Genomic DNA, 14370 nt, shown 5'->3' on the forward strand with positions numbered 1-14370 from the left:
GACGTATTGGGGAATATATGGACGCGGTCCAGATCGTCGAGGATGAAGTACGGGAGCTTATTCGCCGAAGGGGACTGGACCCGCTGCGGCAGGCGGGCGAAGTCCGCAGGCTCGTAGAGGCGGCTGTCTCTGATTATGACGAGCGGGCGCTCATGGGACCGTTGCCACCGATTGGGTCTCTGGATACGGCCAGGCGTTTTGTATTTGATGCAGTAGCCGGTTTCGGGACGTTGCAGCCATTGCTGGACGATCCCACCATCGAGGAAATCTGGCTCAATGCCCCTAACGAGATTTTCGTGGCGCGCAATGGTGAATCGGAGCTGACATCCCTCAGCCTCTCCGACCAGCAGGTCAAGGACCTTGTCGAGCGGATGTTGAAGAGCTCCGGCCGACGACTGGACATGTCGTCACCGTTTGTTGATGCCGCGCTTCCTGATGGATCCCGACTCCACGTCGTAATTCCTGACGTGACTCGAAGGCATTGGGCTATCAATATCCGAAAGTTCATCGTCAAGGCAAGCAGACTGGAGCATCTGGTTGATCTTGGCACCCTGACTCCCCAGTCAGCACGTTTTCTTGGCGCCGCAGTTTCAAGCGGCTTGAACATTCTCGTCTCGGGCGCAACGCAAGCGGGCAAGACAACTATGCTCAACTGTCTCGCTGCAAGCATTGGAACACGTGAACGCGTGATCACCGTGGAGGAGATCTTCGAGCTGCAGTTCCCGCTCCGGGATGTTGTTGGACTGCAATGCCGTCAACCGAACCTTGAAGGGGAGGGCGAAATTCCTTTGCGCCGTCTGGTAAAGGAAGCACTTCGTATGCGGCCGGACAGGCTGGTCGTCGGCGAGGTCAGGGAGGCAGAAAGCCTGGACATGCTCATAGCACTCAATTCAGGGCTTCCTGGAATGTGCACAGTCCATGCCAACTCAGCTCACGACGCTGTAACTAAGATCTGCACGCTGCCACTATTAGCGGGCGAAAACATTTCCAGCGCATTTGTGGTTCCGACAGTGGCGTCCTGTATCGACCTTGTTGTGCACTGCAGCCGCCAGGCCAATGGCCGGAGGCAGGTCACGGAGATATTGTCTTTGGGCCGGAGGGTGGAAAACGGAGTCATAGAGTCCTCCATGGTTTTCGCAGTGGTCGACGGCCAGCTTCAGCCGCGGCCCAACTCGATACCTTCTGCGGAAAAGTTTGCTCGTGCCGGCTACGATGTCTCGGCATTGTTGGAGGCGAGCTGATGGCACCGCTTCTGGGGGTGCTGGCCGGTGCTGGTTTGTTCCTTGTCTGGTGGTCTGCATGGGAAGAATCCGGAGGGCGGGCGGCACGTCTGCCCAGGGCCAGCCGTTTAGACGACCTGCTCAGAAATGCAGGGATTGAGAAGGTGTCAGGGCTTGGGCTGATAACGACCTGTTTTGGACTTGCGGTTTTCGTTGCTTTGGTGTTCTTCGTTGTGACGCGCTCGATGCCGATCTCGTGCTGCTTTGGCCTTTTCGGAGGATGGTTTCCCGTTGCCCTGGTCAGGTGGCGGGCGCTCAAGCGAACGGCTGTCCTGCGACAGCTTTGGCCGGATGTAGTTGACCACTTGCGCTCGGCCATCCGGGCAGGACTGTCGCTCCCCGAGGCCTTGATCCAGCTAGGCGATAAGGGACCCGAAGAACTCCGTCACCTTTTCCGTGACTTCGGAGCCGATTATCGTTCGGGTGGCCAGTTTGATCCTGCACTTAACCGGCTGAAAGACAGGCTCGCCGACCCGGTCGCAGATCGGATAGTTGAGGCCCTCAGGCTCACACGCGACGTGGGAGGATCGGACCTCGGCCGGCTCCTGGGGACTTTGTCCGAGTTCCTGCGTGAGAGTGCGCGAACGCGCAGCGAGCTGGAAGCCAGACAATCCTGGACTGTGAATGCGGCACGGTTGGCCGTGGCCGCACCCTGGATTGTTATGGTGCTGTTGGCAAGCCGGCCCGAAGCTGTCGCCGCCTACAACACGCCGCTCGGCGCGGCGGTGCTTTTAGGCGGCCTCGTCGTATCTGTGGTGTGTTATTCGATCATGCTGCGGATCGGGGCACTGCCTCAAGACGAACGCGTTCTGAGATGACGGTGCTGTCAGCGAGTGCGCTCGTTTGTGGATCGGTGCTTGGTGCCGGGCTGTGGTTGCTTTTGGCTCGTCTTCCCTTTATGCGGCCGCCGACGTTTCTGGAACGCATTGAGCCGCAGCTGAGATCCCAGAATGTCGAGTCCAGGCTTTTGCTGGCGGACAGCCAGCGCATCTCTCCGTTCGGATTATTGGATCGCATTTTCCGCCCGCTTGTTCATGATGGCCTGGCTTCTCTCAACAGGCTCAACATGGCTTCGTCCGTCTTGAGCCGTCGAATGACGCAGGCCGGTATCAATAAATCCACTGTGGACTTTCGGGCGGAGCAGGTGCTGTGGGCTATCTGCGGGTTCCTTATTGCCACAGGCCTTGTGGCCGCGGTGGCTGTGAATGGCAGCTTTTCTCCTTTCCTTTCCGTTGTTGCTGTTCTGGGAAGCGCTCTTTGCGCCTTCCTTTTTCGTGACTATTGGCTCGGCGTCCAAATCAAAAGCCGCGAGTCCCGCATGATGGCGGAATTTCCCAGCCTTGCAGAGTTGATGGCGCTTGCAGTGAGCGCTGGGGAGAGCGCTTCCGGAGCGCTCGACAGGGTTTGCCGCAGCTCCAGCGGGGAATTGTCCAAGGAATTCAGCCGGGTACTTGCCGAAACGAGGGCAGGCAAGCCCCTGGTCGAAGCGCTGCAGGAATTTTCGGCCCGAACCGATTTGGGGCCCCTCGTGCGGTTCGTGGATGGCATCGTGGTGGCGGTGGAGCGGGGCACGCCACTGGCTGATGTGCTGCGCGCCCAAGCCCAGGACGTACGCGACACTGCCAAACGCAACCTGATGGAGGCGGCAGGTAAAAAGGAGATCGCCATGATGGTCCCGGTGGTCTTCGGCGTGCTTCCGCTGACAGTGGTTTTTGCAGTTTTCCCAGGCCTCGCAGCAATCAGCCTGGGCCTTTGAGGATGTTTGGAAAAGAGCCGGATCCCCGGGTCAATCGGAGACAGCACAGAATGGAAACCTTATGAGCCTCGATAAAATGCGCCGGAATCTGCTGGTGGCAAGTTACGGCTTCAGCAACCGGAAACCATCCCGACGTCGGTCAGTTCCCGCCGTGGACAATCCGGAACGCGGCGACGTCCCTGGTTGGGTGATGATCACACTCATGTCTGCTGTCCTGGTGGCCGCGCTTTTGGCGCTCGCCGGACCCGCGCTTGAAGGCCTGTTCAATCAGGCGATGGACACGGTCGCCAAGTAGCGATGCCCGGGTTGAGGCTGCGGAGCCTGGTGCCTGCGGACGCTCCGCCCGGGGACGCCACCAGGAGCGCGGACAGTTCCTGGCGGGAACGGGGATCTGCTGTGATTGATTTCGTCCTGGTCGGTGGACTGCTGACGGTGTTTTTCCTGGCCATCATTCAACTGGCACTGATACTCCACGTTCGTAACACTCTCATCGATGCGGCCGCGTCGGGAGCAAGATACGGGACGCTCGCAGACAGAAACGCTGATGATGCACGAAACCGTACGGGGAGCCTTATCGAGGGCGCATTAAACGAGGATTTCGCGCAGGACGTGACGACGGCAGAAGTCACTTTCCAAGGGCTGCGGACACTTGAAGTCACGGTCAAGGCACCACTTCCGGTGATCGGTCTGATCGGACCCCGGGAAGCACTGGAGGTGAAAGGACATGCAGCCCTGCAGCCCTGAAACCAGCAATGACGTACGGAATTTCCTGAGGCGGAGCGACCGTGCGGTCCGGTACATCATGGACTGGTGCATTAAAGATTCGGCGCTCGACGGCGGACAAAATGACGACACCGAACGCGGGAGCGCGGTGGTCGAGTTCACGTTCCTCGCCGTACTTCTGATGGTGCCCCTGGTCTACTTCATCATCACGGTCGGCCAGATTCAGGGCGGATCCTTCGCCGTAGTGGGTGCTGCAGACCAGGCCGCGAAAGTGTTCGTCGCGCAGGCTGATCCGGAAAGCGGTCGCATTGCCGCTGAGCAAGCGGTGATGCTGGCGCTCGCAGATCATGGACATCCTGCGGCAAACGCCCACATGGAAACTGTTTGCCAACCAGCCGACTGTTCGGCCGCCGGATCTGCCGTTACGGTCACCGTCCATTTGAGCGTCCCGTTGCCTTTTGTTCCCTTCAACGACTCACTCGGGCTTACTGTCAGCGAGCTCAGTGGCTCTGCTACCCAAATCGTCGGCAGGTTCAGATGAATGGGCAGCGCCGGAAGCACCAGTGCACGCACCCCGTCTCCCCTGACCCTGAAGACGGTCAAATTACGGTGCTGACCATCGGCTACGTCCTGCTGGCGCTTCTCCTCACCTCGGTTGTCATGGCAGTGTCCACCGTTTACATCGAACACAAGAAACTGCTGTCCATGGCTGACGGGGCTTCGGTGGCGGCTGCGGACAGCTACACACTGGGCCAGATGGAAACCAAAGCGGGAACGCCGTCAGCCGTGCTGAACGGCGGAAGGGTGCGGACTGTCGTCATGGACTACCTGACACAAAATGACGCCTTCACCCGGTTTGACGGTCTTGCCATCGAGCCGCCAACCGGGAGCGCTGACGGGTCCACCGCCGTCGTCGTGCTGAGTGCTGCTGTCCATCCGCCCATAGTCAACTTCCTGGTTCCCGATGGCATTGCAATCCAGGCCGAATCCACTGCACGGGCAAGACTGGCCCGGTAAGCAGAGCAGAGCTGAGGCAACACAAAGCTGGTGGACGAGGCCGATAGCGTAGGCTGGAGGAACCATGGCTCAAATTGATTTTTCTGCAGAAATCCGCGCTCTTCGCGCCATTTACACGTCCATTGAGAATGTCACGGATATTGAAGCACTCAAGGAAGACATCGCTGAACTCAGTGAACGTGCAGGTGAGCCTGATCTGTGGGACGATCCCGCTGCAGCCCAGGTGATCACCTCAAAGCTTTCCCACCGGCAGTCCGAGCTGGAACGGTTGAACTCGCTGGCTTCCAGAATCGACGACCTTGAAGTCCTGGTAGAGCTGGGACAGGACGAGGACGACGCCGACTCGATGGGTGAAGCCGCCGCCGAACTCGAATCCATCCGCAAAGCACTCAAGGAACTCGAAGTGGTCACCCTCCTCTCGGGTGAGTACGACGAACGTGAAGCTGTTGTCACCATTCGCTCCGGCGCGGGGGGAGTGGACGCCGCAGACTTTGCCGAAATGCTCCTTCGCATGTACCTTCGCTGGGCGGAGCGCCACGGATACCCCACGACAGTCATGGACACGTCCTATGCGGAGGAAGCAGGCCTGAAGTCGGCCACCTTTGAAGTGAAGGCTCCCTATGCGTTTGGAACCCTGAGCGTGGAGGCCGGCACACACAGGCTGGTGCGCATCAGTCCCTTCGATAACCAGGGCCGCCGGCAGACCTCCTTTGCAGCAGTCGAAGTCATCCCCCTGATCGAGCAAACGGATTCGATCGAGATTCCGGACAACGAGATCCGCGTCGACGTCTTCCGGTCCTCTGGTCCAGGTGGGCAGTCAGTTAATACGACAGACTCAGCCGTTCGGCTCACTCACATTCCTACCGGCACCGTGGTTTCCATGCAGAACGAAAAGTCGCAGCTGCAGAACCGGGCAGCGGCCCTACGGGTTTTGCAGTCGCGGCTGCTCCTCTTGAAGAAGGTTCAGGAGGATGCGGAAAAGAAGGCCCTCGCCGGCGACGTCAAGGCCTCGTGGGGCGATCAGATGCGCTCCTATGTCCTGAACCCGTACCAGATGGTCAAAGACCTCCGGACCGAGCACGAGGTGGGCAACACCTCTGCCGTGTTCGACGGCGAGATCGACGATTTCATTGACGCCGGCATCCGTTGGCGTACCGACAACCGCAACGCAGAAAAGTAGGCTAACCGCCGTCAATCGGGGCCCTCCGCTTGTCGGAATCGAGCGACACGCCCCGCTATTCCCGGGAATTCCAGAATATCCGTGCGTATAGTCGAGAAGCCGGAGCCCTACTTCCCCCAAACCGAAAGCCCGTGCACCGGCGGCAGAAGTGAGCCGTGTGCCCACGCGCTGCGGGGCAATTAGGGCCATGATCCGATTCGAAAATGTCACCAAGGTGTACGACCAAAAGGCGCGACCCGCGCTGGATTCGATCACGCTCGAAATCGACCGCGGTGAATTTGCGTTCCTGGTAGGCGCCTCCGGATCGGGGAAATCGACGTTCCTGCGTCTTGTCCTCAAAGAGGACCGTGCGACGTCAGGAGCCGTCTACGTGGCGGGCCAGAACGTCGCCAACATCTCCAGCTGGCGCGTTCCCCGGCTTCGCCGCGGGATCGGTGTCGTTTTCCAGGATTTCCGGCTTCTGCCCCAGAAGAACGTCTTCGCCAATGTGGCGTTTGCCATGCAGGTCATCGGTAAGAGCAGGAGCGTCATCAGGGCGACTGTTCCCGAAGTGCTCAAGACTGTGGGCCTGGAAGGCAAAGAGCGCCGTATGCCCCACGAACTCTCCGGCGGTGAGCAGCAGCGCGTGGCCATCGCCCGCGCCGTCGTCAATCGCCCAGGGATCCTGCTGGCCGATGAGCCCACCGGAAACCTGGACCCTACGACGTCCATGGGAATCATGGGAGTTCTGGACAAGATCAACCAGAACGGCACAACGGTAGTGATGGCCACTCACGATGACGACATCGTCAACGAGATGCGTAAGCGTGTGGTGGAACTCCGGAACGGCGTGGTGATCCGTGATGAGGCCAAGGCGTTGTACACCTCCATGATTCCGATTGTCGGGCAATCGCGGCGGCTCAAGGACGCCAGCGGTATTGATGATCTGGCCGGACCCGGACGCGTAAGCCCGGATGGCACATCCTCAGGGGAGGCGATGCAGTGAGGCTCGCATTCATCCTCAGCGAAATCGGCAGCGGCCTCCGGCGTAACCTCACGATGGTCATTTCTGTCATCCTGGTGACCTTCATATCCCTGACTTTTGTTGGCGCCGCAGGCATGCTGCAACTACAGATCAACCAGATGAAGGGCTACTGGTACGACAAAGTCCAGGTGGCCATCTTTCTGTGTAACGAGGGTTCCGCCGCTGCGGGCTGTGCCTCCGGTCCAGTGACTGACGAGCAACAGAAAAACCTGGAAGCTTTGCTTCGGTCCCCGGCCGTAGCCCAGTACATCAATGAATTCCAGTTTGAATCTAAAGAAGACGCCTACGGGCATTTCAAAGAGCAGTTTTCCAACTCTCCCATCGTCGATTCAGTGGCTCCAGACCAGCTTCCTGCGTCTTTCCGGATCAATATGAAGGATCCGGAGAAATATCAAATTATCAGCGAGACATTTGCCTCCCAACCAGGGGTGGAAAGCGTCATCGATCAGCGTAAGATCCTCGAGCAGCTTTTCTCGGTCATGAACGGGGCATCCGTGGTTGCCGTCGTCATCGCGGCCGTTATGATCGTTTGCGCCATCCTGCTGATCGCCACCACTATCAGGCTGTCCGCCTTCAGCCGTCGCCGTGAAACGGGAATCATGCGGTTGGTTGGAGCTTCCAAGACAGTCATCCAACTTCCCTTCATTCTGGAGGGAGTCATCGCGGCCCTTATTGGGGCCGCGTTGGCTTCCGGGACGCTTTGGGCCGTCTCCTATTTCTTCCTTGGCGACTTATCAAAGCAATTTCAGGACACGCCTTTCATTTCACCGGGTCAGACCCTTGTCCTGGTTCCCGCGCTTTTCGCACTGGGTGTAATCTTGGCGGGAATTTCGTCTCTCTTGACCCTACGCAGATATTTGCGCGTTTAGGCTGTGCGTACTCCAAAGGAAAGCTCATGACGTCAATGAACAGAATCTCAATCCCGGCCAAGGCCCGATACCGAGCTCGCGTCATAAGCGCTGCCCTGGCCCTGGTACTGTGCTCGAGCCTGGCGACGTCTGCACCCGCAGCCTTGGCTGACAACCTTGAGGACCAGCAGGCAGCGTTGGAAGCTGAGGCGGCCCGTGTTCAACAATCGCTGGAGTTCGTTGACGCGCGCATAGCGCAGGCAGCTGGAGAACTGGTTATTTATCAAGGACAGCTTCCGGGGGCGCAGCAGGCCTTGCTTGAAGCACAGGGCAGGGTAGCAAGCGCGGTAAAAGAGGTTGAGGCACTTGCCGCGAGGGTGGATCTCGCCCAGCAAAACAAGGCGAAGATCACTGAGCAACTGGAGAGCGATAAGAAAAAGATCGCCGACACAAAGAAGCTCATCGGACAGATCGCAACGCAGGCCTATAAATCGGGCGGTGTGCCCTCAAACCTCACCCTGCTGTTGGGCGCGAACAGCGGGACAAGCCTGACCGACACGATCGACCTGGCCGACCAGGCCATGCGGAGTCAAAACTCCGCTATGGACAAGCTCAGCCAGCAGAACGCCACCAACGTGAATTCGCAAGCGCGCCTGCAAGCGGTCGAAGCTGAGATCAAAGATCTTAAAGCCAAGGCAGACGCTGCCCTGGAGCGGGAAAAAGCTGCCCGTGACGAGGCTGCCGCCAAGAAGGAACAGGTGGACAAGCTCATCGCTGACACCACGCGGCTCAATGCTGAGCTGCAGGCGGCAAAGCCAGGTATCCAGCAGCAGTTGTCGAAGGTACAGGCCCAACAGAACGCAGTAGCCAACGAAATCGCCGAGCGGGACCGGAAGCTGCGCGAGGCCTGGGAGGCTGAACAGCGCCGGATCGCCGAAGCCGCTGCCGCTGCTGCGCGGGCCCAGGGTCAGGTAGTCCAGCCCTACGTCCCCGTCCAGGGATCACCGTCAGCCTTTGGTCTCAGGTCTCCTTTCTCCGGGGGAGTACCCATCACCTCAGGATTTGGTTGGCGGGCCACTCCTCCTGGAACGGTCGACTTCTACGGAACCGGCGGCTATATGCACACCGGAATCGACTTCGGGGCCGGCTGCGGCACCCCCGTGTACGCAGCGGCTGGCGGTACAGTTTTTGCAGCCGGCTGGGGAAACGACGGCGGCGGCAATCACGTCAAGATTTCGCATGGTGTGGTGCAGGGCAACTCACTAACAACGATCTATTACCACAACAGCAGCGTGGTTGTGTCAGAAGGCCAGCAAGTCAGCCAGGGTCAGCTCATTGCTTACTCGGGCACCACAGGCAATTCAACCGGCTGCCATTCGCACTTCGAAACGTGGTTGAACGGCGCAGCAGTGGACCCCATGAACCTGCTCTAGGCTCAAATCCCGTCACCTGAAATGCCCGTCCGCTCTGCCGTACACTGGAAGGACTTCACGCCCGCTACGCAGCCGGTGCCCGGGCCGCAGCCCACCCCGTGAAGTTTGTGCAAAATACTAGATCTGAGGAGTTCTACCGTGCCTAAAGAAAGTGGCCGCAAGATAGTGGCCACCAACCGCAAGGCCCGGCACGATTACCATGTCCTGGATACCTATGAGGCCGGGATTGCCCTGATGGGAACAGAGGTTAAGTCCCTACGGGAGGGCCATGCCTCCATGGTGGACGGGTTCTGTACGTTCTATAACGACGAACTCTGGATGGAGGGCATCCACATCCCGGAGTACCACCAGGGCAGCTGGACCAACCATGCCGCGCGCAGGCGCCGTAAGCTCCTGTTGCATCGCGAGGAACTCGTCAAGATCTCCCACAAGATCCGCGAGTCGGGGTTCACCATTGTGCCGCTCCAGCTGTACTTCCTGGACGGCCGGGCAAAGGTGGAGATTGCTATCGCCAAGGGTAAAAAGGAATACGACAAGCGTCAGACCCTCCGCGAACAGCAGGACACGCGTGAGGCACTGCGGGAAATGCGCTCCAGGAACCGCCGCTAGTCCTGGTCTTGGATGCTTCGTCCGAGGCAGTGGTGCGTTGCACCGCCGTCGGGAATCATTCGGACGAAAGGTGCGTTACTATTGGTAGTCCGGGAAGATCGGAGCGGATTCCGCGAAGAACCTGACCGGGTTTGAAAACAAAATATGGGGATGATCGGTTTCGACGATGTTAGTCGCGACAGGTGAAGCGGGCCGAGGATGCAGAATTATCTCGTAAACGCTGTCTGCAAACCAATAAGTGCCGAATCAAAACGCACTGACTTCGCTCTTGCTGCCTAAGCAGTAAGACAGTCCGTCAGCCCGAGGTTGCTATTGCCCCGGATGCTGGCGTCATTTAGATAGCCACTGCTGTTTGCCTCCGTCATCGGGGTAAACGGGACTCTTAGATGACTGGGCCCGGATCAGCTACTTGTTTGCAAGAGAGCTGGGGCCGAGAAAATCCGCCGCAAACTGCGCCCGGAGAAGCCCTGACAACACGACATCGGACGGGGGTTCAATTCCCCCCATCTCCACATATGTGATGAGTCGAGACGTTCTTTACGGACGTCGGGTCATCGCTAACACCCCGGTCTTCGGACCGGGGTGTTTTTGTTTGCCCGGATAGCAGACATACATGCTGCGGATGGTCGCGCGCCGGTGAGAGCGCCCACTTCGGAGAGTTTCACTTTGGGCGTAGAACGGGCTGGACTACGCAAGCCCTGATCGTCGTTGAATTAGATAAGGCGAGTCTTAGGGAGGTGCGCTGTGGCATCGGTTATCCATCCAAATCCGGACACGGGCGAGGGATCGGAGGATCCGCTCGATTCCTACTCCGCCACTGTGATCCGCGTGGCAGAGACAGTGACACCCCATGTGGCCGCCATTGAAATGACAGGTAAAGGAAGATCCGGCAGGTTCCGGGTCGGTGCCGGTTCTGCAGTCCTCTTCACCTCGGACGGGTATTTGCTAACCAATGCCCATGTGGTCAGCGGCACGCAGACTGGCCAGGCAGTCTTTACGGATGGCAGCAAAACGGAGATCGAAATAGTGGGAGCAGACCGTCTCTCCGACCTCGCCATCGTGAGAGGCAGGGCGCCGGCCGCTCCACCGGCGGATTTCGGGGATGCAGAGACCTTGAAGGTCGGACAGCTCGTAGTGGCTGTCGGAAACCCGTTGGGTTTGGCAGGCTCCGTGACTGCAGGGGTCGTGAGCGGACTGGGACGGTCCATACCCATCTGGGCGGGGCGCAACCGCCGAGTGATTGAAGATGTCATTCAGACAGATGCCGCACTCAACTCCGGAAGTTCGGGAGGCGCGCTGGCTGACGCGCACAGCAGGATTGTGGGCATCAATACCGCCGTAGCCGGTGCGGGCCTGGGACTGGCGATCCCGATCAACGCCACGTCCCGGCGCATCATTTCGTCCCTGCTCACGGATGGCCGGGTTCGCCGCGCATACCTGGGCCTGGTCAGCACGCCCGTACAGCTTCCCGTGAGCGCGGTCATGAGGACCGGTAAACGGGAAGGCTTGCGAATCGTCGAAGTACTCCCGGACTCACCGGCCGAACGCGCGGGGGTGCAGCCCTCTGACGTGCTCCTCAGTGTGGGCAAGAAGTCTGTGTCCAATGCCGAAAGCCTTCAAAAGCTGATGTTTGCTGAGGCGATCGGGGCGCCGCTGGACCTGGTGGTACTCCGGGATGGAAGGGAACAGCATCTCGTTGCGGTGCCAGAGGAAATGACCGACGCCGGCTGATGCCGTTCGGTTCTATTCAGACGGGTTGACGTCGGCAATGCCGACGAAGCGCGTCCCGATGCCATCGAACTCGCTCCTTACGAAACCGGGCGCGGGTGGCGGCACCTCACCCGGGCTGTGGTGGGCGCAGCTGACGTATGTGAAGTCCGGCCACCATTTCTTGGGCCGCGCGGCCTCGGAATATCCACAGACATCGCACTGAAGATGAACCCACACCGGCCGCTTTCCTGTTCGGTTGGCTCGGGATTGCACCAGCCACGGCGGCGGGTTGTCGAGTATTTCACGCAGCTCCGCCTCCGAAAGCCGGGAGGGAATGCCGTGGCGCTGGGCCATTTCAAGGGGAACGTCCAGGGCTATTGCGGCGTCGCGTCTGCTCATCATCACAGTCAACTTTACGTGAGTCCGGGGTGTCCCGATCACTTCTCAGCCAGCCAGGACAATCCCGACCCCGGCAGCAGCCAGTCCGGCGAGCAGATTGGCGGTTATGTTCAGGAAAGCAGCTCCAAAGCGCTGTTCGCTCACCAACCGGACGGTCGCCGTCGTCCATGAACTGAAAGTGGTCAAGCCCCCTGCAAGGCCAGTGGCCAAGCCTGTCTGCAGCTCGGGACCCAACCCCAGCCGGCCGCTGATTCCCAGGGACAGGCCGATGATGAGGGAGCCCGTCACATTTACCAGGAAGGTAGCCCAGGGCCAATGGGAGCGGGAAGCGGCGCGGTGGGCAAACAAAGTGTCAACAGCGAAGCGGAGAAGGGCGCCCGCTACACCGAAAAACCCAACGAGCAGCGCAGCGGTCATTGCGCCCCTCCGGTGAAGTCAGCGGCGGCCTTACCGGCCTTCCATCCGGCCGCGGCGGCGCCAAGCCCGAGGATAAGGGACAGCCCGAGGTAGAGAACCCACAGTGAATGCTGCCCGTCGCGGATCTGCCTGTCGAGGGCGAAAACAACAGCGGAGAACGTGGTGAAGGAACCCAGGATGCCCGGACCTAGCCCTGCCCTGAGCCAAAAAGATGTCCGCGGACGGGCTATCCACAATGTAGTCAGGAGGGCCAGGATAAAGCTGCCGCCTACATTGATGGCCAGGGTTGTCCAAGGAAGGGATCCCGGGTGCTCGGGGAACAGCAGACCCAGCCCGTACCGGAGTTCAGTTCCTGCCAGGCCTCCGACAGCGACTGCGAGCCATGCTTTCCAACCCGGAGCCTTGAGGGCGTTTATCCAATAGGAACCCATTCAGAGGACCGGGAGCCGGCAGCCGGCGTGAGCGGTCTCGCTGTGGACCCACAGGGCCGAGGTGATTTCGTCGGCGAGGTCAAACTCGCGGCGCACGTCACCGGAACCTATCCTCACGACGAGCGGCCCGCCGAAGGGTTTCCGGCCGACTACTTCGACGTTGGCGTCAAGATCAATCTCCTCAGCAGAGAGATAGCGCAGGAGGTCAGGGTTTTCATCGCTGATCCTGGTAATTTTCCCGGTGTGGCCCTCGTCCAGCTCACTCAGCCGGTGGGCTGGCGGCATTTTGACCGAACCGTCCGCAGCGGGAATGGGATCTCCGTGGGGATCGCGGAGCGGGTTCCCTAACTTCTCGGCCATGCGCTCGATAAAGGTGTCCGAAACCGCGTGTTCCAGGTGCTCCGCTTCATCATGGACTTCGTCCCAGCTGTAGCCCAGCTCCTGCACGAGGTAGGTTTCGATCAGCCGGTGCCGCCGGACCATGGAAAGGGCCAGGCGGATCCCATCGTCTGTCAAGGTGATGGCGCTATAGGGCTTATGGTCAACCAGCCCTTGTTCCTTGAGCTTCCGGACCATCTCCGAAACGGAGGAGTTTGCAACGCCCAGGCGCTGGGCCAGTTGCGAGGAAGTGATGGGCTTGTCCTGCCACTCCGTAAAGGAGTAGATGACCTTGACGTAGTCCTCGATGGAGGAGGATGGCGCGCTGGTCTTCACGGAACCAAGCCTACCGCTATGTCCCCTAGCCTCACGCCTTAAAAGCCTTCCAGGACTGGGTCAGATAGGGGAGACCGACGGCCGCGCCAGGGCGGTGGCCCAGGTGCTCATGAAGGTACCACTCGAGATTTGCTGTGACTTTCGCACGGACAGCACTCGAGGCGGCAAGGTAATAGCTGCGGGACTTGGTGAGTTCGAGGATGTCTTCGGGCGTCAGCCGGTCTTCCCAGCGCGTGAGATGGCTTTCCAGCCCGACGAATTCGGGCCCCACCACGGGCCGAAAGTGCGGTTTGAGGACGTCGCCGGCATGCATGATGCGGGAAAGCCTGTGCACCCAAGGCACTGAGGTGTCCAGTTGGTTCCAGATGAGCCCCAGCACTCCCTCCGGACGGAGGATCCGGGCAGCCTCTGTGCTGGCGCGCAGGGGATCGCACCAGTGCCATGCCTGGGCGACAGTTACGACGTCGAACGCGGCGTCCCCGAGGCCGGTGGACTCCGCGGCGGCCTCAATTGCAGTGACTCCCGGCAGCGCCGTGCGCAGCTGCTCAAGCATGTCCGGGGAAGGATCGACGGCGGTCACCTGCAGCCCGCGTTGGACCAGCAGCGCGGTGTACTTCCCCGTTCCGGCCCCGACGTCGGCAACGTCACGCGCCGTGGCCGGCACCAGCCAGTCCACGGAGTCGAGAGGGTAATCCGGGCGGACACGGTCATAGTGCTCGCCGCCGTCCTGGAAAGCCATTCCCAGTTCGCGGCGGCGTTGCTGATGAAGTTTGGGGCCTCCCCGCGCCACGCGTACTCTCCTCTGGCCGGCTGTTGGTTACCCCTTGAA

General features: G+C 60.0%; 18 protein-coding genes and 1 other RNA gene. 14 read left to right on the top strand and 5 right to left on the bottom strand.

The features are described 5' to 3' along the window. The first annotated feature begins 17 nt into the window (after positions 1-17). The 14 genes from MU551_RS08825 to MU551_RS08890 all read left to right on the top strand — a co-directional run bounded on the left by MU551_RS08825 (position 18) and on the right by MU551_RS08890 (position 11601). The gene (locus MU551_RS08825; RefSeq protein ID WP_247042683.1) at positions 18-1241 is read left to right on the top strand and encodes a TadA family conjugal transfer-associated ATPase; all 1224 of its coding nucleotides are present in this window, start codon (positions 18-20) and stop codon (positions 1239-1241) included. After that, positions 1241-2098 (top strand): type II secretion system F family protein, encoded by an 858-nt coding sequence (locus tag MU551_RS08830; protein ID WP_247042685.1) that lies wholly within the window; start codon positions 1241-1243, stop codon positions 2096-2098. Before MU551_RS08825 ends, MU551_RS08830 begins: the two co-directional genes overlap by 1 nt. Continuing rightward, positions 2095-3036: a type II secretion system F family protein gene (locus MU551_RS08835; RefSeq protein WP_247042686.1), complete on the top strand. Its 942-nt coding sequence runs from the start codon at positions 2095-2097 to the stop codon at positions 3034-3036. The genes MU551_RS08830 and MU551_RS08835 overlap by 4 nt, the downstream gene beginning before the upstream one ends. Positions 3037-3112: 76 nt before the next feature. After that, positions 3113-3331, top strand: a complete 219-nt coding sequence (locus MU551_RS08840; RefSeq protein ID WP_372489833.1) for a hypothetical protein — start codon at positions 3113-3115, stop codon at positions 3329-3331. A 104-nt stretch (positions 3332-3435) separates the two neighbouring features. Continuing rightward, positions 3436-3780: a TadE family protein gene (locus tag MU551_RS08845; RefSeq protein WP_247043161.1), complete on the top strand. Its 345-nt coding sequence runs from the start codon at positions 3436-3438 to the stop codon at positions 3778-3780. A gap of 58 nt (positions 3781-3838) precedes the next feature. After that, a complete protein-coding gene (locus MU551_RS08850; RefSeq protein ID WP_247043162.1) occupies positions 3839-4300 on the top strand; it encodes a hypothetical protein in 462 nt (153 codons plus the stop codon). Beyond that, positions 4297-4776, top strand: a complete 480-nt coding sequence (locus tag MU551_RS08855) for a pilus assembly protein TadG-related protein (protein WP_247042696.1) — start codon at positions 4297-4299, stop codon at positions 4774-4776. The genes MU551_RS08850 and MU551_RS08855 overlap by 4 nt, the downstream gene beginning before the upstream one ends. Positions 4777-4840: 64 nt before the next feature. Continuing rightward, positions 4841-5956: a peptide chain release factor 2 gene (gene prfB, locus MU551_RS08860; RefSeq protein WP_247042698.1), complete on the top strand. Its 1116-nt coding sequence runs from the start codon at positions 4841-4843 to the stop codon at positions 5954-5956. 187 nt (positions 5957-6143) lie between these two features. Further along, positions 6144-6941, top strand: coding sequence for a cell division ATP-binding protein FtsE (gene ftsE, locus MU551_RS08865; protein WP_247042700.1), 798 nt, complete (start codon positions 6144-6146; stop codon positions 6939-6941). After that, complete coding sequence (gene ftsX / locus MU551_RS08870; RefSeq protein ID WP_247042706.1) at positions 6938-7849, top strand: permease-like cell division protein FtsX; 912 nt, start codon at positions 6938-6940, stop codon at positions 7847-7849. Before ftsE ends, ftsX begins: the two co-directional genes overlap by 4 nt. A gap of 26 nt (positions 7850-7875) precedes the next feature. Continuing rightward, positions 7876-9261 carry a peptidoglycan DD-metalloendopeptidase family protein gene (locus MU551_RS08875; protein WP_247042714.1) on the top strand — a complete coding sequence of 462 codons (1386 nt, stop codon included), beginning with the start codon at positions 7876-7878 and terminating at the stop codon, positions 9259-9261. Between the two features lie 138 nt (positions 9262-9399). Continuing rightward, positions 9400-9870, top strand: coding sequence for an SsrA-binding protein SmpB (gene smpB, locus MU551_RS08880; RefSeq protein WP_247042716.1), 471 nt, complete (start codon positions 9400-9402; stop codon positions 9868-9870). 146 nt (positions 9871-10016) lie between these two features. After that, positions 10017-10385, top strand: a transfer-messenger RNA (tmRNA) gene (gene ssrA / locus MU551_RS08885). A 229-nt stretch (positions 10386-10614) separates the two neighbouring features. Continuing rightward, on the top strand, positions 10615-11601 hold the full coding sequence (locus MU551_RS08890; RefSeq protein WP_247042718.1) for a S1C family serine protease: 987 nt from the start codon (positions 10615-10617) through the stop codon (positions 11599-11601). Between the two features lie 12 nt (positions 11602-11613). Here MU551_RS08890 and MU551_RS08895 read toward each other — a convergent pair whose 3' ends face one another. From MU551_RS08895 to MU551_RS08915, 5 genes are read right to left on the bottom strand one after another with little or no spacing between them, the layout of a single operon-like run. After that, complete coding sequence (locus tag MU551_RS08895) at positions 11614-11982, bottom strand: hypothetical protein (RefSeq protein WP_247042720.1); 369 nt, start codon at positions 11980-11982, stop codon at positions 11614-11616. 42 nt (positions 11983-12024) lie between these two features. Next, positions 12025-12396, bottom strand: a complete 372-nt coding sequence (locus MU551_RS08900; RefSeq protein WP_247042722.1) for a fluoride efflux transporter FluC — start codon at positions 12394-12396, stop codon at positions 12025-12027. Continuing rightward, entirely contained in the window at positions 12393-12827 is a 435-nt protein-coding gene (locus MU551_RS08905) for a fluoride efflux transporter FluC (RefSeq protein ID WP_247042726.1), read from the bottom strand. Before MU551_RS08905 ends, MU551_RS08900 begins: the two co-directional genes overlap by 4 nt. Continuing rightward, positions 12828-13541 carry a metal-dependent transcriptional regulator gene (locus MU551_RS08910; RefSeq protein ID WP_247042727.1) on the bottom strand — a complete coding sequence of 238 codons (714 nt, stop codon included), beginning with the start codon at positions 13539-13541 and terminating at the stop codon, positions 12828-12830. It abuts the gene before it with no gap. A 31-nt stretch (positions 13542-13572) separates the two neighbouring features. Then, entirely contained in the window at positions 13573-14331 is a 759-nt protein-coding gene (locus MU551_RS08915) for a class I SAM-dependent methyltransferase (RefSeq protein WP_247042730.1), read from the bottom strand. Between the last annotated feature and the right edge of the window lie 39 nt (positions 14332-14370).

Source organism: Arthrobacter rhizosphaerae (assembly GCF_023062595.1).
GTDB classification, from domain to species: domain Bacteria; phylum Actinomycetota; class Actinomycetes; order Actinomycetales; family Micrococcaceae; genus Arthrobacter; species Arthrobacter rhizosphaerae.

Bases quoted from the DNA above. Each gene is read 5' to 3' on its own strand.
- MU551_RS08905 (WP_247042726.1), bottom strand. From the start codon at position 12,827: ATGGGTTCCTATTGGATAAACGCCCTCAAGGCTCCGGGTTGGAAAGCA.
- prfB (WP_247042698.1), top strand. From the start codon at position 4,841: ATGGCTCAAATTGATTTTTCTGCAGAAATCCGCGCTCTTCGCGCCATT.
- MU551_RS08830 (WP_247042685.1), top strand. From the start codon at position 1,241: ATGGCACCGCTTCTGGGGGTGCTGGCCGGTGCTGGTTTGTTCCTTGTC.
- MU551_RS08895 (WP_247042720.1), bottom strand. From the start codon at position 11,982: ATGATGAGCAGACGCGACGCCGCAATAGCCCTGGACGTTCCCCTTGAA.
- MU551_RS08855 (WP_247042696.1), top strand. From the start codon at position 4,297: ATGAATGGGCAGCGCCGGAAGCACCAGTGCACGCACCCCGTCTCCCCT.
- MU551_RS08850 (WP_247043162.1), top strand. From the start codon at position 3,839: ATGGACTGGTGCATTAAAGATTCGGCGCTCGACGGCGGACAAAATGAC.
- ftsE (WP_247042700.1), top strand. From the start codon at position 6,144: ATGATCCGATTCGAAAATGTCACCAAGGTGTACGACCAAAAGGCGCGA.
- MU551_RS08875 (WP_247042714.1), top strand. From the start codon at position 7,876: ATGACGTCAATGAACAGAATCTCAATCCCGGCCAAGGCCCGATACCGA.
- MU551_RS08840 (WP_372489833.1), top strand. From the start codon at position 3,113: ATGCGCCGGAATCTGCTGGTGGCAAGTTACGGCTTCAGCAACCGGAAA.
- MU551_RS08825 (WP_247042683.1), top strand. From the start codon at position 18: ATGGACGCGGTCCAGATCGTCGAGGATGAAGTACGGGAGCTTATTCGC.
- MU551_RS08835 (WP_247042686.1), top strand. From the start codon at position 2,095: ATGACGGTGCTGTCAGCGAGTGCGCTCGTTTGTGGATCGGTGCTTGGT.
- MU551_RS08900 (WP_247042722.1), bottom strand. From the start codon at position 12,396: ATGACCGCTGCGCTGCTCGTTGGGTTTTTCGGTGTAGCGGGCGCCCTT.